General features: G+C 48.2%; 13 protein-coding genes. 9 read left to right on the top strand and 4 right to left on the bottom strand.

The window, feature by feature from the left end:
- Nucleotides 1–10: 10 nt before the first annotated feature.
- Nucleotides 11–397 carry a glycine cleavage system protein GcvH gene (gene gcvH / locus M988_RS16890; RefSeq protein WP_004846899.1) on the top strand — a complete coding sequence of 129 codons (387 nt, stop codon included), beginning with the start codon at nt 11–13 and terminating at the stop codon, nt 395–397.
- Nucleotides 398–545: 148 nt separating this feature from the next.
- Complete coding sequence (gene gcvP, locus M988_RS16885; protein WP_064575067.1) at nt 546–3,428, top strand: aminomethyl-transferring glycine dehydrogenase; 2,883 nt, start codon at nt 546–548, stop codon at nt 3,426–3,428.
- A gap of 94 nt (nt 3,429–3,522) precedes the next feature.
- Here gcvP and M988_RS16880 read toward each other — a convergent pair whose 3' ends face one another.
- Nucleotides 3,523–4,395, bottom strand: a complete 873-nt coding sequence (locus M988_RS16880; RefSeq protein WP_061059199.1) for a LysR substrate-binding domain-containing protein — start codon at nt 4,393–4,395, stop codon at nt 3,523–3,525.
- Nucleotides 4,396–4,498: 103 nt separating this feature from the next.
- Between M988_RS16880 and budA the strand changes: the two genes are divergently transcribed.
- The 3 genes from budA to M988_RS16865 all read left to right on the top strand — a co-directional run bounded on the left by budA (nt 4,499) and on the right by M988_RS16865 (nt 8,913).
- The gene (budA, locus tag M988_RS16875) at nt 4,499–5,281 is read left to right on the top strand and encodes an acetolactate decarboxylase (RefSeq protein WP_064575097.1); all 783 of its coding nucleotides are present in this window, start codon (nt 4,499–4,501) and stop codon (nt 5,279–5,281) included.
- A gap of 29 nt (nt 5,282–5,310) precedes the next feature.
- A complete protein-coding gene (gene alsS, locus M988_RS16870; RefSeq protein WP_008815038.1) occupies nt 5,311–6,987 on the top strand; it encodes an acetolactate synthase AlsS in 1,677 nt (558 codons plus the stop codon).
- A 525-nt stretch (nt 6,988–7,512) separates the two neighbouring features.
- The gene (locus M988_RS16865; protein WP_008815039.1) at nt 7,513–8,913 is read left to right on the top strand and encodes an alanine/glycine:cation symporter family protein; all 1,401 of its coding nucleotides are present in this window, start codon (nt 7,513–7,515) and stop codon (nt 8,911–8,913) included.
- A 182-nt stretch (nt 8,914–9,095) separates the two neighbouring features.
- On the opposite strand, the gene trhA is transcribed toward M988_RS16865, so the two are convergent.
- Nucleotides 9,096–9,746, bottom strand: a complete 651-nt coding sequence (gene trhA / locus M988_RS16860; protein WP_004846918.1) for a PAQR family membrane homeostasis protein TrhA — start codon at nt 9,744–9,746, stop codon at nt 9,096–9,098.
- A gap of 647 nt (nt 9,747–10,393) precedes the next feature.
- On the opposite strand from trhA, the gene M988_RS16855 reads away from it, so the two are divergent.
- Entirely contained in the window at nt 10,394–11,278 is an 885-nt protein-coding gene (locus M988_RS16855) for a nucleoside-specific channel-forming protein Tsx (RefSeq protein WP_004846922.1), read from the top strand.
- Nucleotides 11,279–11,482: 204 nt separating this feature from the next.
- Nucleotides 11,483–12,307, top strand: coding sequence for a shikimate 5-dehydrogenase (locus M988_RS16850; RefSeq protein WP_064575065.1), 825 nt, complete (start codon nt 11,483–11,485; stop codon nt 12,305–12,307).
- 585 nt (nt 12,308–12,892) lie between these two features.
- Here M988_RS16850 and ygfZ read toward each other — a convergent pair.
- Nucleotides 12,893–13,879, bottom strand: a complete 987-nt coding sequence (gene ygfZ / locus M988_RS16845; protein ID WP_064575063.1) for a tRNA-modifying protein YgfZ — start codon at nt 13,877–13,879, stop codon at nt 12,893–12,895.
- A 374-nt stretch (nt 13,880–14,253) separates the two neighbouring features.
- On the opposite strand from ygfZ, the gene sdhE reads away from it, so the two are divergent.
- Together sdhE and M988_RS16835 are read left to right on the top strand one after the other, a co-directional pair.
- On the top strand, nt 14,254–14,520 hold the full coding sequence (sdhE, locus tag M988_RS16840) for an FAD assembly factor SdhE (protein WP_064575061.1): 267 nt from the start codon (nt 14,254–14,256) through the stop codon (nt 14,518–14,520).
- Nucleotides 14,501–14,914 (top strand): protein YgfX, encoded by a 414-nt coding sequence (locus tag M988_RS16835; protein ID WP_064575055.1) that lies wholly within the window; start codon nt 14,501–14,503, stop codon nt 14,912–14,914. Before sdhE ends, M988_RS16835 begins: the two co-directional genes overlap by 20 nt.
- A gap of 48 nt (nt 14,915–14,962) precedes the next feature.
- On the opposite strand, the gene fldB is transcribed toward M988_RS16835, so the two are convergent.
- A complete protein-coding gene (gene fldB / locus M988_RS16830) occupies nt 14,963–15,481 on the bottom strand; it encodes a flavodoxin FldB (protein WP_061059195.1) in 519 nt (172 codons plus the stop codon).
- Nucleotides 15,482–15,631: the final 150 nt, after the last annotated feature.

Here is a 15,631-nt window from a genome sequence, read left to right as displayed (position 1 = left end):
GAGGATTTCGATGAGCAACGTGCCTACTGAATTGAAATATACCGCATCTCACGAATGGGTTCGTGCAGAAGGCGAAGGGGTTTATAGCGTTGGTATCACCGAGCATGCGCAGGAGTTGCTGGGCGATATGGTGTTTATCGATCTGCCTGAAGTCGGTACCTCTTTCGATGCTGGGGATGACTGTGCGGTAGCGGAGTCCGTAAAAGCGGCTTCAGATATTTATGCGCCTATCAGCGGTGAAATCGTCTCGATTAACGATGAGTTAGAAGGAGCACCAGAGCTGGTAAACAGCGCGCCTTATTCCGAAGGCTGGTTGTTCCGCATTAAAGCATCAGACGAATCGCAGATTGCTGACTTGCTGGATGCTGCTGCCTATGAGTCTTCTATCGAAGACTAACTGTCCGTGCCTGAACGCTTTTGGGCACCGTAGCGGCAACTCGTGGTAGATAGCGCTTCAAACTTTCTCTCGGCGGTAGGGTATCGCCGAGAGAAAGTGAGTTCGTAGTGTCATTTCTTTTGTATGCACATTTAGGAATCAGTAACTCATGACCCAGACTCTCAGCCAGCTCGAAAACAGCGAATCCTTTATTGCTCGCCATATCGGTCCGTCTGCGCAACAGCAGCAAGAAATGCTGGAAACTGTCGGAGCACGCTCTTTACGTGATCTGATCGAGCAGATCGTTCCATCGGATATTCAGTTACCAACACCGCCAGCGGTGGGTGACGCCGTGACTGAACATCAGGCGTTGGCTGAGCTGAAAGCCATTGCGGGTCAGAATCAACGTTACAAATCCTTTATTGGTATGGGTTACCACGGTGTGCTGATGCCGCCGGTTATTCAGCGCAATATGCTGGAGAATCCGGGTTGGTACACCGCTTATACGCCATACCAACCGGAAGTGTCTCAAGGACGTCTTGAGGCACTGCTGAATTTCCAGCAGTTGACGCAGGATCTTACCGGTCTTGAGTTAGCTTCTGCTTCCCTGCTGGATGAAGCAACAGCCGCGGCGGAAGCCATGGCGTTAGCCAAACGAGCCAGCAAGCTGAAAAACGCTAACCGCTTCTTTGTGGCTGCAGATGTTCATCCGCAAACGCTGGATGTGGTACGTACCCGTGCCGAGACTTTTGGCTTTGACGTTATCGTCGACGATGCAGAGAAAGTGCTCGATCATCAAGACGTATTTGGCGTATTGCTGCAACAGGTGGGGACCTACGGCGAGCTGCACGACTATACCGCGCTGATGAATGAGCTGAAAAACCGCAAGGTGATAACCTGTGTCGCAGCCGATCCTATGGCACTGGTACTGCTGGCGGCTCCGGGAAAATTAGGTGCAGATGTCGTATTTGGTTCGGCACAACGCTTTGGTGTGCCGATGGGGTATGGTGGTCCACATGCGGCCTTCTTTGGCTGTCGTGATGAATTTAAACGTTCCATGCCGGGACGTATCATTGGGGTTTCGCGTGATGCGGCGGGTAATACCGCGCTGCGTATGGCAATGCAGACGCGTGAACAGCATATCCGTCGCGAGAAAGCTAACTCCAACATTTGTACTTCGCAGGTATTGCTCGCCAATATCGCCAGTCTATATGCGGTTTATCATGGTCCAGTTGGGCTGAAGCGTATTGCCGATCGTATTCATCGTTTAACCGATATTTTGGCTGCGGGTCTGAAGCAAAAAGATGTCACCATTCGTAATCACAGTTGGTTTGATACGCTCACGGTGGTTGTTAAAGATAAAGCCGAGGTTTTGGCTCGTGCATTGAGTTTTGGCTTCAACCTACGCAGCGATATTCCTGGCGCAGTAGGGATTTCTTTGGATGAAGCGACCAGCCGTGAAGATGTTGAAGCGTTGTTTGCGGTTCTGTTAGGCGATAATCATGGTTTGGATATTGATACGCTAGACACGTTGGTATCTGAAGAGTGCGAAGGCAGTATCCCATCACATATGCTGCGTACCGATCCTATTCTGACTCACCCAGTATTCAATCGCTATCACAGCGAAACTGAAATGATGCGCTACATGCATCGTTTAGAACGTAAGGATTTAGCGCTGAATCAGGCGATGATCCCGTTGGGTTCTTGCACTATGAAGCTCAACGCTGCGGCGGAGATGATTCCAATTACCTGGCCTGAATTTGCAGAGCTGCACCCGTTCTGCCCGCCAGAGCAAGCGTTAGGGTATCAGATAATGATTTCCCAATTGTCACAGTGGCTGGTGCAATTAACCGGTTATGACGCTGTGTGTATGCAGCCGAACTCCGGTGCTCAGGGGGAATATGCAGGTCTGCTGGCGATCCGTCGCTATCATGAGAGTTGTAACGAAGCAACGCGTCATGTTTGCTTGATTCCAAGTTCTGCCCATGGGACGAACCCGGCCTCAGCGCAAATGGCGGGTATGAGCGTGGTCGTTGTGGCTTGCGACGATTCCGGTAATATCGATCTGCACGATTTGCGTGCTAAAGCAGAGCAGGCCGGCGATGAGCTGTCTTGTATTATGGTGACCTATCCGTCGACCCATGGCGTATATGAAGAAACCATTCGTGAAGTGTGCCAGATCGTGCATCAGTTTGGTGGACAGGTTTATCTTGACGGCGCCAACATGAACGCGCAGGTGGGCATCACCACGCCGGGCTATATCGGCGCGGATGTGTCACATCTCAATCTGCATAAAACTTTCTGTATCCCTCACGGCGGTGGCGGACCGGGCATGGGGCCTATCGGTGTGAAATCACATTTGGCTCCGTTTGTACCGGGTCATACTATCGTACAGATTGACGGTTTAACCACTCAGCAAGGTGCGGTTTCTGCTGCACCGTTCGGCAGCGCGTCGATTCTGCCGATTAGCTGGATGTACATCCGTATGATGGGGGCTGAAGGGCTGAAGAAAGCCAGCCAGACGGCAATTTTAAATGCGAACTATATTGCAACGCGCCTGAAATCCGCTTATCCAATTTTGTATACCGGCCGTGATGGCCGTGTGGCACACGAATGTATTCTGGATATTCGTCCGCTCAAAGAGCAGACCGGTATTAGCGAAATGGATATTGCTAAACGTCTTATCGATTTCGGCTTCCATGCACCAACCATGTCTTTCCCTGTGGCGGGTACGTTGATGGTTGAGCCAACCGAGTCAGAAAGCAAAGCTGAACTGGATCGCTTTATTGATGCCATGCTAGCGATTCGCGCTGAGATCGAGCGTGTTAGCAGTGGCGAATGGACATTGGCGGATAACCCGCTGGTCAACGCTCCCCACATTCAGGCTGAGTTGGTGGCAAACTGGGAGCATGCTTATTCACGCGAATTGGCGGTATTCCCAACGGAATCAACCAGAGAGAATAAATACTGGCCAACCGTGAAACGTCTGGATGACGTCTACGGTGACCGTAATCTGTTCTGCTCGTGTGTGCCCATTTCTGAATACGAATAGTTTTTAGAATAAAACGGTAACGATCAAACCCACCGCTCTGATGCTGTGAATCAACAGCTCAGAGCGGTTTTTTATGTCATAAATCCGCAAAGCGTTATAGCAAATTGAGTAGGTGAAGGATTACATGTCCTGAATCACCACGCCGCCAAGCAATGGCGATATCGCTGGTAGGAAGCGCCCGGAGGGACTCAAGGCAGACCACGTTTTTTTCATCTATCTTGCTTAGCGAAGCCGGAACGAGAGCAAAGCCAAATCCCCCTCCCACCATGCTAATTGCCGAGGTTAGCTGAGGAGATTGTTGGCCTAACAACGGTGTGAATCCGGCTTCTTCACAGGCGTTAATCGTTTGATCATATAGACTTGGCGCTACCTCTCGTGGAAACGTAATCAGGGGTTCATCTTTCAGATCTAGTAATGATAGGGATTTATTTTGGCTGAGAGGATGAGTTCGCGGTAAAGCCACCATCATTTTCTCTGTGTCGATCACTCGGCACATAAAGTCTTTACTGCGCTCGCACGGCAGGCGGATAAAAGCAAAATCCAGATTCCCTTCTTCAAGTGCGTTCATCAATGCCGACATGTCTTTCTCTTGCGGTTGAAGGTGCATCTTGGGGTAGTTTTCACGAAAGCGTCGTAACAGCGAAAACACCGTGGGATTAAACGCCGTAGAGCACGCAAATCCAATATTCACGGAGCCACTAATACCGCGCGCCACGTTGCGAGCACGTTCCAACGCGGCATCGGTGAGTTTGATGATTTCACAAGCGTCTTTATAGAGCGTTTTCCCCGTTTCCGTAAGTTCGATCCCGCGAGTTAAGCGCTTTATAAGAGGTGTGCCAACTTCATGCTCAAGTTTTTGGATTTGCTGACTGAGTGGTGGCTGGGAGATCCCGAGTTGCTCAGCTGCTCGAGTGAAGTGACCGGTTTGAGCCACTGCGACGAAATAGCGTAAATGGCGTAGTTCCATATCAAAAACGTCTCAAAGTGAACACAACATCATATTGGAACTCATTGCTGAAAGGAGTCAACCTTTAGTTAACAACGCTAATGATTAAAAAATGGATCACCTCATGAAAGCACATCATTCTGACTGTTCATGCGTGGCAGACATCGCAGAAACTGCTAAGCAGCTCTATCGTAAACATCCAGAACGCGTCATTTATCAAACTTCTCTAATGAGTGCGCTATTAAGCGGGGTCTACGAAGGTGAAACCACCATGGCCGATTTACTTAAGCATGGTGACTTTGGTTTGGGCACGTTTAATCATCTCGATGGTGAGATGATTGCGTTTAACCGCAACATTTTCCAACTACGTGGTGACGGCAGCGCTCGGAAAGCCAAGCCTGAGCAAAAGACGCCTTTTGCCGTCATGACATTTTACCAACCCACCGAAGAGTACCGTATTAACCGTCTACATAGCCGTGATGAAATCCATCAGGTTATCGACAAAATGCTGACGAGCCAAAATGCATTTTGCGCACTACGCATCGACGGTGTTTTCCATAATGTGGAAACACGGACTGTGCCTGAACAGCATCGTCCTTATAAGCCGATGCAGGAGGCTATTGAAGCGCAGCCGACATATCACATTGAACAGCGCAAGGGCGTACTGATTGGGTTCTTCACCCCTAACTATATGCAAGGTATCAACGTTGCTGGCTATCACGAACATTTCATTACTGAAGAGCGCGACTGTGGTGGTCATGTTCTCGACTATCAGGTGGAAAGCGGTGTGCTGACCTTCGGCACAATCGACAAATTACTGATCGATTTTCCTCATGACGATGATTTTATGCAGGCTGATTTATGTCCTGCAAATTTAGATACCGCAATTCGTTCTGTAGAAAGTTAAACCTTGAAGGCATCTAGGAGTTGGGTTCCATGAAAAAGTCTGATAGCAACAAAGCATGGCAGTGTGGGGCAGATCTGATCGTCGCTCAGTTGGAGGCTCAGGGGGTAAAACATGTATTCGGTATTCCTGGTGCGAAAATTGACCGCGTATTTAACTCATTAGTCGATTCCAATATCGAAACTATTCCAGTGCGTCATGAGGCAAATGCGGCTTTTATGGCGGGAGCGGTGGGCCGTTTGACGGGGAAAGCTGGCGTAGCGTTGGTGACTTCAGGACCTGGCTGTTCGAATTTAATTACCGGTGTAGCCACGGCAACATCGGAGGGTGATCCTTTGGTTGCACTGGGTGGGGCAGTAAAACGCGCTGACCATTTAAAACAGGTACACCAAACCATGGATACCGTGACGATGTTCCGTCCGGTCACCAAGTATTCAGCTGAAGTGACATCGGCTTCTGCTTTGCCTGAGGTGTTAGCCAATGGTTTTAGAGCGGCAGAGTTTGGGCGTCCTGGGGCAAGTTTCATTAGTCTACCCATGGATATTCTCAACGAGCCAGTCAATAGCAGGGTGTTGACGACGCAGCATCCTACTCTTGGTGCGGCTCCTTTTGAGAGTGTGGCTCAAGTCGCACGCCGTCTTGAGAAAGCTAAAAATCCAGTCATTTTGCTGGGACTGATGGCTAGCCAGCCGCGTAATGCTGAAGCTATTCGCCGGTTTTTGCATAAAAGTGGGCTGCCCGTTACCAGTACCTATCAAGCTGCGGGGGTTATCGATCAGGCGCATTTCCATCGTTTTGCTGGTCGGGTGGGGTTATTCAATAATCAGGCAGGAGATCGTCTGCTGAGGAATGCGGATCTGGTGATGACTATTGGTTACAGCCCGATAGAATATGAACCAGCACAGTGGAATAATGACGAAAGTGCGCTGGTACATGTCGATATCATGCCCGCCGAAACCGATAGCGATTATCAGCCAGATATTGAACTGGTAGGGGATATCGCCGATACGTTGGATCTACTTTCTGAACATATTCATGCCACGCTAGATTTAAGCCGTGATGCGGTCGCTATTTTGGAAGAGCGACGTCAGCAACGGGAACTGCTGGCACAAAAAGGACGTAGCCTAACGCAGTTTGCGATTCATCCGTTGCGCTTGGTTAGAGCGATGCAGGATATCGTCAATAGTGATGTGACGTTATGCGTAGATATGGGGAGTTTCCATATTTGGATTGCTCGCTACTTGTACAGTTTCCGTGCGCGTCAGGTGCTGATCTCAAATGGGCAGCAAACCATGGGTGTTGCGTTACCGTGGGCAATCGGTGCTGCGCTAGTCGATCCAAGCCGTAAAGTGGTCTCGGTTTCTGGAGACGGTGGTTTTATGCAATCCAGCATGGAGCTAGAAACCGCCGTACGGTTAGGCGTAAACCTGCTGCATATCATTTGGGTCGATGACGAATATAATATGGTTGCGATTCAGGAAGATAAAAAGTATCACCGCACATCAGGGGTTAAGTTTGGGCCCATTGACTTTAAAGTTTATGCTGAAGCTTTTGGGGCTAAAGGTTTTGCTGTTACTTCCTCGGAAACGCTCGAGAGCACGCTTCGCGCTGCCATGGATGTGCAAGGACCTGCGGTTGTCGCCGTACCGGTCGACTATAGCGATAATGCGTTGTTGATGAGCCAGCTGAATATGAGCGAAATGTTCTAATTCAAGAGCCATTGATTTCACCTACCCCGGGGAGTGTCTGACATAGCATCTCTTCGGTTTCAGCCTCATCATTTTATCGATGAGGCTTTTTTTGTCTTTATAGCGACTTAAACCATCTTACCCTTACTTTTTCTCATTTATTTTGGATGAAGTTTTCTAATGCAAAAGTTGCAGATACCCAATGGGCAATCTCTTGGGTGACTTTGGATAAATCTAATTTTATCATTTAGTTATGCTTATTTAACATTCTATTACTTACACTAATCATCACTTTTACTCATGCTGATTTAACCCTCATTCAACCCCAGAATGGTGATAAAAGTGTGATAGAGTTCTCACCGTGAAATGTTCCCCTAATGAATACAAGGTCAGCCAGCCTATCTGGGCTTATTGGCTGATATATCAGCATTTTCATCATGACAATCCACCTGGGTGCTTTTAACGACTACGGGTGAGCTATTGGTTTTGCATTACAACTTTGACGCGTGACCACACGCGCGCCGGCATAAAACAGGTAAGGCATTTATGGAATTTATTACTCAGTTAGTTAATCAGGTCAACAGCCTGCTTTGGGATGAACTACTGATTTTTCTACTTTGTGGGACGGGGATCTATTACACGCTACGTTTGGGGTTCATCCAAATCCGCCATTTTAAATCGGGATTTAAAGCTTTGTTTAGCGGTATCTCGCTGTCTGGTGCTAAAGCAGATAAGCAGGGGATGAGCTCTTTTCAGGCCGTAGCGACGGCGATTGCTGGACAGGTTGGTACGGGGAACTTAGCGGGGCCAGCCACGGCCATTATTGCTGGTGGACCAGGTGCGATTTTCTGGATGTGGGTTTCGTCGTTCCTTGGGATGGCGACAATTTATGCTGAAGCGATGTTGGCTCAGAAATTCAGATCAAAAGATAAAAATGGGCAGGTTGTCGGCGGACCGGCGTACTACATCGAAAAGGGGCTGAACTGCAAATGGCTCGCCTGTATTTTCTCGGTGTTAGTGATTATTGCATTAGGATTTATCGGCAACATGGTGCAATCCAACTCCATTGCCGCAGCGTTTAATAGTTCTTTAGGCGTTCCGGGCTGGGTTATTGGCATTATTCTCGCGTTGATTACCGGCGTGGTCATTATGGGGGGGATCAGCAGTATTGCGTCCTTTACCGAGAAAGTGGTGCCTATTAAAGCCGTGTTCTATTTATTGGGTACTCTGGTGATTTTGGTGCATAACGCACACTATATTCTGCCTGCGTTTAAATCGATCTTCGTTGCTGCGTTTAATCCAACAGCGGTGTTAGGTGGTGGTGCAGGGATTGCCATCCAGCAGGCAATGCGTTTTGGTATTGCTCGCGGCCTGTTCTCCAATGAAGCCGGTATGGGGTCTACGCCTCATGCGCATGCGGTCGCTAAAGTCGAACGTCCAGAGCAGCAGGGTTATATCGCGATGATGGGGGTTTTCGTCGTATGCGTTATCGTAACGTTGACGGCATTGGCAATTATCACTTCCGGTATGAGCATGTGGGAGCTGGATGGTAAAACTCAGGCTAATTTCCTCGGCGTGTTTACTGGACAGGGAATTGCGGTGACTCAGCAAGCCTATACCTATGTCTACGGCTATTTCGGCAGTCTGTTTATTTCTGTCTCTCTATTTTTCTTTGCCTTTTCAACGATTGTAGGTTGGTACTACTACGGTGAAATGAACATTCGCTACCTATTCAATTCGCAAAGAGCGGTACGTGCTTATCAATTGATGGTGATCGCCTTCATCTTTATTGCATCATTCTTCAAGGTTGAGCTGGTATGGAATATGGCAGATATGTTCAACGGGCTGATGGTACTACCAAACCTTATCGCGCTGATTTTGCTGTCGCCAATAGTGATTAAGATGAGCAAGTTGGTAGGCGGAAAGGTGGCGGTGAACCCAGATTAAACTGGGTGAATGTTACGTCCGCCTAATGTATCCGGTCTTACATCTGTATTGTGCAGGCATCCGTGTCGGAGGGCTCAATAGACGCCCTCCGACGCGTTTCCAGCCGGCTACGCGGCTGCCCTCGGGAACGAACGGCAATCGCCATTCTGGCTAATCCGTTCTTTTACGTAGTCCAACGTCAGCTACACATACAAATAAATCGCAAAGAAGTGGCAAGCACAGCCCCCGAGTACAAACGCATGCCAGATGGCGTGGTTGTAGGGGATGCGTTTGCTGACGTAAAAAATCACGCCTAGCGTATAAACAATCCCGCCGATAGCAAGCAATGTCACTCCGCCCCACGCCAGCTTGGTTGCCAGTTGGTAGATCACAATCAGCGACAACCATCCCATCGTCAGATAGGTGATCAACGACAGCACTTCAAAGCGATGCGCAAACGCGAGTTTGAAGATTATGCCAAACAGCGCTATTCCCCATATCACCGCCATCAGCCATTTAGCTAGCGTTGAGTCCAGCCCAACTAACAAGAAAGGCGTATAGGTGCCGGCAATCAATAGATAGATTGCGCAGTGGTCAAACACTTTTAGCCAACGCTTGGCGCGCTGATGTGAAATTGCGTGATACAGCGTGGAGGCCAGAAACAGCAGAATCATACTGCCGCCATACAGGCTGTAACTGGTGATTGCGGTGGCGTCAGCGCCGGTGCCAACGGCTTGCACCAGCAATAAAACTAAGCCGACGATACCTAGAATAAAGCCAACTCCGTGGCTGATGCTGTTGGCAACTTCCTCTGCCAGCGAATATCCCTGCTGAACAATATTTGCCTTTGCCATAGTGCGGCGTTACCTCTGTTGAACAATGAAAAATTAAAGCTAAGGCTAGATTAGCTGAGAATGATTCCAGTGTACACGTGTACGCCAAAATATAATTAAAACAAGATAGAGAGTGATGTGTTTGCTTTTGGTTATCAAATAATTAAATGATTTATAAGGGAATAAATAAGTTTTTATAATATTGTGCGTATGGGCTTGGTGTCATAATTATCACAAAATATGGGGTATTTTATTACCTTCCAAACATTTGTTTGGTGCGACACTGTTACAGCAGCAAAGTTTCGTCAGACTTTTCGTAGATAAAGTTGCGCAACACGGCTGTAAGTGACTACCTGCGTTGGCGTATTTTATAGAACCCTTGCAGGGCAAGCCTTATCGAGCTGTTTTAAAATTGTGCTCTCCGTTTTAAATTTGATTAATCCTGCAAAGATTGTAGAATCCCTCCGAATTTTTTTACCGCAAACGTGAACGCAATCGATTACGTATTTAAGAATGTATTCCTAGATCACAGATTTTTGTGAGCAATGATTTCTATAATACACTCAGCCAGAAAGCTGGGTTGTTGATCAATTGATGGCTATTTGTGGTGATGTTTACATGGGTCTTTCCCCTGGCAGGGAATCTTGCTTAAGGTAAGTAGCAATATTATGAAAAAAATAATTTTAGCTGCAGGCACCGTGCTTGCGCTTTCAAGCAGCGTTACTGCTGTAGCAGCAGACAACAACAGCGAATATCTTTCTGACTGGTGGCACCAGAGCGTTAACGTCGTGGGCAGTGCTCATACGCGTTTCGGACCACAATTGCGTGACGATACCTACTTAGAATATGAAGCTTTTGCCAAGAAAGATTGGTTCGACTTCTACGGTTACGTGGATGCGCCAATGTTCTTCGGCGGTGACAGCACCTCTCGCGGTATCTGGAACCACGGTTCACCGTTGTTCATGGAAATTGAACCACGTTTCTCTATTGATAAATTGACAGGCACCGACCTGAGCTTTGGTCCATTTAAAGAGTGGTACTTCGCGAACAACTATATCTACGATATGGGTCGTAACAGCGATAACCGCCAGAGCACGTGGTATATGGGTTTGGGTACCGATATCGATACCGGCCTACCAATGAGCCTGTCCATGAACGTATATGCCAAATACCAATGGCAGAACTACAATGCGTCTAACGAAAACGAGTGGGATGGCTACCGCTTCAAAGTTAAATACTTCGTGCCAATCACCGAAGTATTGGGCGGCAACCTGAGCTACATCGGTTTTACCAACTTTGACTGGGGGTCTGATCTGGGCAAAGACTCTGGCTACAGCAACATCGATGGCAAGCGTACTCGTACCAGCAACTCTATCGCCTCCAGCCACATTTTGGCATTGAACTACGATCACTGGCACTATTCCTTCGTTGCGCGTTATTTCCATAATGGCGGACAGTGGAACGACGGCACTGAACTGAACTTCGGTAAAGGTAACTTTGACGTGAAATCCACCGGCTGGGGTTACTACCTGGTTGCGGGTTATAACTTCTAAGTTTTGCCAATATGCATAGAGAGAGGAGCCTTATGGCTCCTTTTTTTGCGTTCTGGTGAGTCGCAGTGTTTGCTATAAAAGAGGAACCAGAGAGAAGATATTCAGCCATTTTCACCTTCCCTGTTTTAGTCCATGATAGTCCTCAATACGGGCGCATCTCTGCGGCTTCACTCATATTCACCCTTGGCGAAGAGGCTTTGTTACATGACCAAATACCTAAATAAAGATACGCAGGTTTGTATGTCGCTGGCGGCGCGGCCAAGTAATTTTGGGACTCGTTTCCATAACTATCTTTACGATGCACTGGATCTGGACTACCTCTACAAAGCATTTACGACCAAAGATATTCAGGCGGCTATAGGCGGCGTTCGTGCGCTGGGGATACGTGGATGTGCGATCTCGATGCCGTTTAAAGAGGATGTGATCCCGTTAGTCGATGAAATGGATGCATCCGCTAAGGCGATTGATTCAGTTAATACCATTGTTAATACTGATGGTCATTTAAAGGCCTATAACACCGATTATTTGGCGATTGCGCAACTGTTGGCACAGTATGCGGTGTCTAATGATCAGGTTTTTGCTTTACGTGGTAGTGGCGGTATGGCGAAAGCCGTAGCTTGTGCGTTGAAAGATGCTGGTTTTAAGCGTGGCTCTATCGTGGCTAAAAATGAAAAGACGGGTCAGCAATTGGCCGCGTTATATGGCTATGAATGGCGCGCAGATATGCAAGGTGTTACCGCCGAGGTATTAATTAACGCGACGCCAATTGGCATGAGCGGCGGCGCTGACGCCGATAAATTTGCCTACAGCGAAGATGAAATCAACTCCGCAAACGTGGTTTTTGACGTGGTCGCACTGCCATCGGAAACGCCAATGATCCGCTACGCCAAGACGCAGGGCAAAACCGTTATCAGCGGTGCAGAGGTGTTTGCGATTCAAGCGGTCGAACAGTTTGTGTTGTATACCGGGATTCGACCGGATCATGAGTTGTTTTTGGCTGCGGCACAATATGCGAGGGAGAGTGCATAAAAAGGATGAGTACGGGTTGCTGAGTCTTGCAGTTGAGCCTTTATGTTAGAACTATGAAAGGTTTCGTCCGCCTGTCAGTATCTACTTTTCCATGACACCGCTGGTGTAGGCGTCCGACGAGAGGTTGCCAGCGCGTAACCTCTCGACTCTCGCGCTTTTTTACCGCGTCGTTTGACCGACCGGTCTCGAAGCGCACATCCTGTACGCCCTCGACCTACCGCCATCTTCCCTGATGGCGGTTCTATCATGCATTCCATTCAATATGAAAAAGACACAGCAGTATTGTTTTATTTGTGTCTTTTTAATTGTTTAAGTCTTGGTAGGGAGAGCCGCCGATACAGGGATGTATCGGCGGAGTTTGGGGCGCCCTGGATGGGCGATACCAAACCGGAGCGGAGATGGCATCTCGGATAAAAGCGCGCGAGTGCAGAGACCACGCGCTGGTGGTCTCTGCCCGTACGCCTTCATCGGTGTATCAATGAAGCTCGGTATAAAACAGGCGGGCGGAACATTACACAGTAGCCCCATAAACGGCCAGTGTGCGCAACATTACACAGTAGCCCCATAAACGACCGATAAAAAATCTTACTCTACTAATGAATACGGCAATGCCTGAATGGTCAGCATGCCGCCTTCATCATCACGTACTCTCAGTACGCTGTCGGCTTCCAAATCGTTATTTAACACGGCCTGAACATTTAGAATGCCGTCGTTAAGCTGGATTGCAGTGAGTACAGTGCCTGTACGGCGCCAGTTTTCACCTAGCTTAAGCTCTAAATCTTCGCCAGCCTGCGGAACTCGACTTGCAGAGCCTTGCAGCCAATAGAGTGCGCGTTTATTGGCACCACGATACTTAGCTCGAGCCACCATTTCTTGTCCGGTATAGCAGCCTTTTTTGAAACAGATGCCATTCAGAGCCTGAAGGTTAGTCGCCTGTGGAATCAGTTGGCCGCTGTTTTCTACGTCGATAACGGGCTGTCCCGCTTCGATATCCAGTTCAACCCATTGCTGACTATCGTTAAATTGGGCACTGCCCTGAAGCTTTTCAACCAGCGCTTCAGCCATCGAGGTTGATGTAATCACTAGGTAGCGATCATCTGGCTGGGCTAGATACAGCAATGTTGTCTCTTCATGAGCAACCACCGGCGTTGTCGAGTCAGGCAGTTGTGAGAACAAGGGGGCAAGCGCAGAGGCGGCTTTAAAGCCGGCAACGCCAAGAACGACGGCGTCAGTGTCGGCAGCGATAGTGAGCTTGGAGAACACGGCATATTTCTTTAGTTCAACGATTTGGTTCTCCGCGACGCTGCGACGAAGCAGATAAGAGAAACCTTCTGCGCGGTGGAATAAACGTAAATCGCTCCACATTTTTCCCTTTGCGTCACAGTGGCCACACAGGGTGTGCTCTTGCTCAGTCAGCGCGGCGACGTCCACCGTTAATTGTCCCTGCAAATATTTACCTGCGTCAGGGCCTGTTACGTTCACCAACTGCCAATCGTTGAGTAGCATAATCGTTAGTGGAAGGTGGCTTGAAGCAACAGGTTGGCGCGGTGCGAAAAGAGAGTTCAAAGTCATGATGGTTCCCTACTAATGCCGTTCCGAAATGGAATTCGTCCATGTTAAGAGAGGGCGGTAGGATTGCAAACGGAAATATTGCACCATGGCGATAAAAATAGAGTCAGAAATGCATATGAATAGAGGAGTGGTCAGAGCAGGGGAGAATTCCGAGTTTCGATGAAACCCCTACTTTTTCCAATGTTAAAGGCTCGCTTTGGTACATAATGCGCTAATAAATATGTCAGTTTGTGAACCTATTTTCTAAATCTTGGCCTGAATCGCGCTAAAATAGAGCCTCGGCATCTTGTAGAGGCTGGGAACCCAGTATGATATGGGGTGTCTTACAGGATTAATGATAAGAATAAGACTAACTGATCAGGAGTCGGTAAATCATGGATATAGAAAATAAATCACGAATTCATTGGGCGTGTCGCCGTGGGATGCGTGAACTGGATATCTCTATTATGCCGTTTTTCGAACATGAGTATGATTCACTGAGTGACATAGACAAGCAGACATTTGTACGCTTACTTGAGTGCGACGATCCCGATCTTTTTAATTGGCTAATGAATCACGGCTCACCAAAAGATCCTGAATTGGCGCATATGGTTAAACTCATTCAAACGCGAAACAAAGACCGTGGACCAATGGCGTTGTGATGTGCGGGTGTCATGGCGTACACAACTATTACTGTTGGTGACGCATGGCACTCTGGTTTTATTGATTTTGTTAGCTCCTTGGCCGGAAAACTACAGTATTTATTGGCTCATTTTGCTGACATTAGTGGTGTTTGAAAGTATTCGCAGCCAGAAGCAGATTGCTAAGGTTCAGGGAGAGTTGAATTTTCTGGCGGAAAATCGCATTAGGTGGCAGCACCAAGAATGGGAGCTATGTAAGACGCCGTGGATCAGTGATTTTGGCGCTTTGCTACCGTTGAAGAGTTTGAAGGATCAGGATAAAAGAAAGCGTTTGTGGATTGCAGCAGATAGCCTGACGCCAGAAGCGTGGTCTCATTTGCGACGCAGTTTAATGCAGATGCGTCATGATGCTTAACAAAGAATGCCCGAGGTTTTCTATCGGGCATTTTTGTTGGGACGTGATTTACAGCAGTTCAGCAATTTCTAACATGATCTGTTCGCACCATTGCTCAAGTCGCTGATCGCTTAGATCATATTGGTTGGCCTCATCTAGTGCCAGCCCGACAAAGAGTTTACCGTCATCGATAACAGGTTTAGGGCTTGTAAATTCGTAGCCCTCCGTTGGCCAGTAACCCACAAACTGTACGCCGAGCGGCAGTAAACGATCGTGTAGCATGCCGAGTGCGTCTAGGAACCACTCACCGTAGCCGAGCTGATCGCCCATGCCATACATAGCGATGATTTTGTTTTGTAATTTCAGGCTAGGTAGCGCGTCCCAGACCGCTTCCCAGTCTTCTTGAATTTCACCGAAATCCCAGGTCGGAATACCAAGGATTAAAATATCGTAATCCTCCATCCGTTGGATCGGCACATCTTTGATGTTGTGCAAATCGACTAACTCGGTGCCGAGAATATCGCGGATTTTTTCAGCGGCCATTTCGGTGTAACACGTGCTGGAGCCGTAAAAAAGACCTATCTTCATAGTTATACCCAAAAACATTCGAGCTGCGGCAAGCCGGCAACTGGGGGATACGAGGGACGCTAACACCCCCCGCATTGACTGGGGGGGAATTCGCTGCCATCGGGTTACAAATACATAACAGCAGAGTGTATCAGATTTGAATCCGTATCA

Source organism: Hafnia paralvei ATCC 29927 (assembly GCF_001655005.1).
Lineage (GTDB): Bacteria > Pseudomonadota > Gammaproteobacteria > Enterobacterales > Enterobacteriaceae > Hafnia > Hafnia paralvei.
This window is presented reverse-complemented; position numbering and strand designations above follow the sequence as displayed.

Bases quoted from the DNA above. Each gene is read 5' to 3' on its own strand.
- gcvH (WP_004846899.1), top strand. From the start codon at position 11: ATGAGCAACGTGCCTACTGAATTGAAATATACCGCATCTCACGAATGG.
- gcvP (WP_064575067.1), top strand. From the start codon at position 546: ATGACCCAGACTCTCAGCCAGCTCGAAAACAGCGAATCCTTTATTGCT.
- M988_RS16880 (WP_061059199.1), bottom strand. From the start codon at position 4,395: ATGGAACTACGCCATTTACGCTATTTCGTCGCAGTGGCTCAAACCGGT.
- budA (WP_064575097.1), top strand. From the start codon at position 4,499: ATGAAAGCACATCATTCTGACTGTTCATGCGTGGCAGACATCGCAGAA.
- alsS (WP_008815038.1), top strand. From the start codon at position 5,311: ATGAAAAAGTCTGATAGCAACAAAGCATGGCAGTGTGGGGCAGATCTG.
- M988_RS16865 (WP_008815039.1), top strand. From the start codon at position 7,513: ATGGAATTTATTACTCAGTTAGTTAATCAGGTCAACAGCCTGCTTTGG.
- trhA (WP_004846918.1), bottom strand. From the start codon at position 9,746: ATGGCAAAGGCAAATATTGTTCAGCAGGGATATTCGCTGGCAGAGGAA.
- M988_RS16855 (WP_004846922.1), top strand. From the start codon at position 10,394: ATGAAAAAAATAATTTTAGCTGCAGGCACCGTGCTTGCGCTTTCAAGC.
- M988_RS16850 (WP_064575065.1), top strand. From the start codon at position 11,483: ATGACCAAATACCTAAATAAAGATACGCAGGTTTGTATGTCGCTGGCG.
- ygfZ (WP_064575063.1), bottom strand. From the start codon at position 13,879: ATGACTTTGAACTCTCTTTTCGCACCGCGCCAACCTGTTGCTTCAAGC.
- sdhE (WP_064575061.1), top strand. From the start codon at position 14,254: ATGGATATAGAAAATAAATCACGAATTCATTGGGCGTGTCGCCGTGGG.
- fldB (WP_061059195.1), bottom strand. From the start codon at position 15,481: ATGAAGATAGGTCTTTTTTACGGCTCCAGCACGTGTTACACCGAAATG.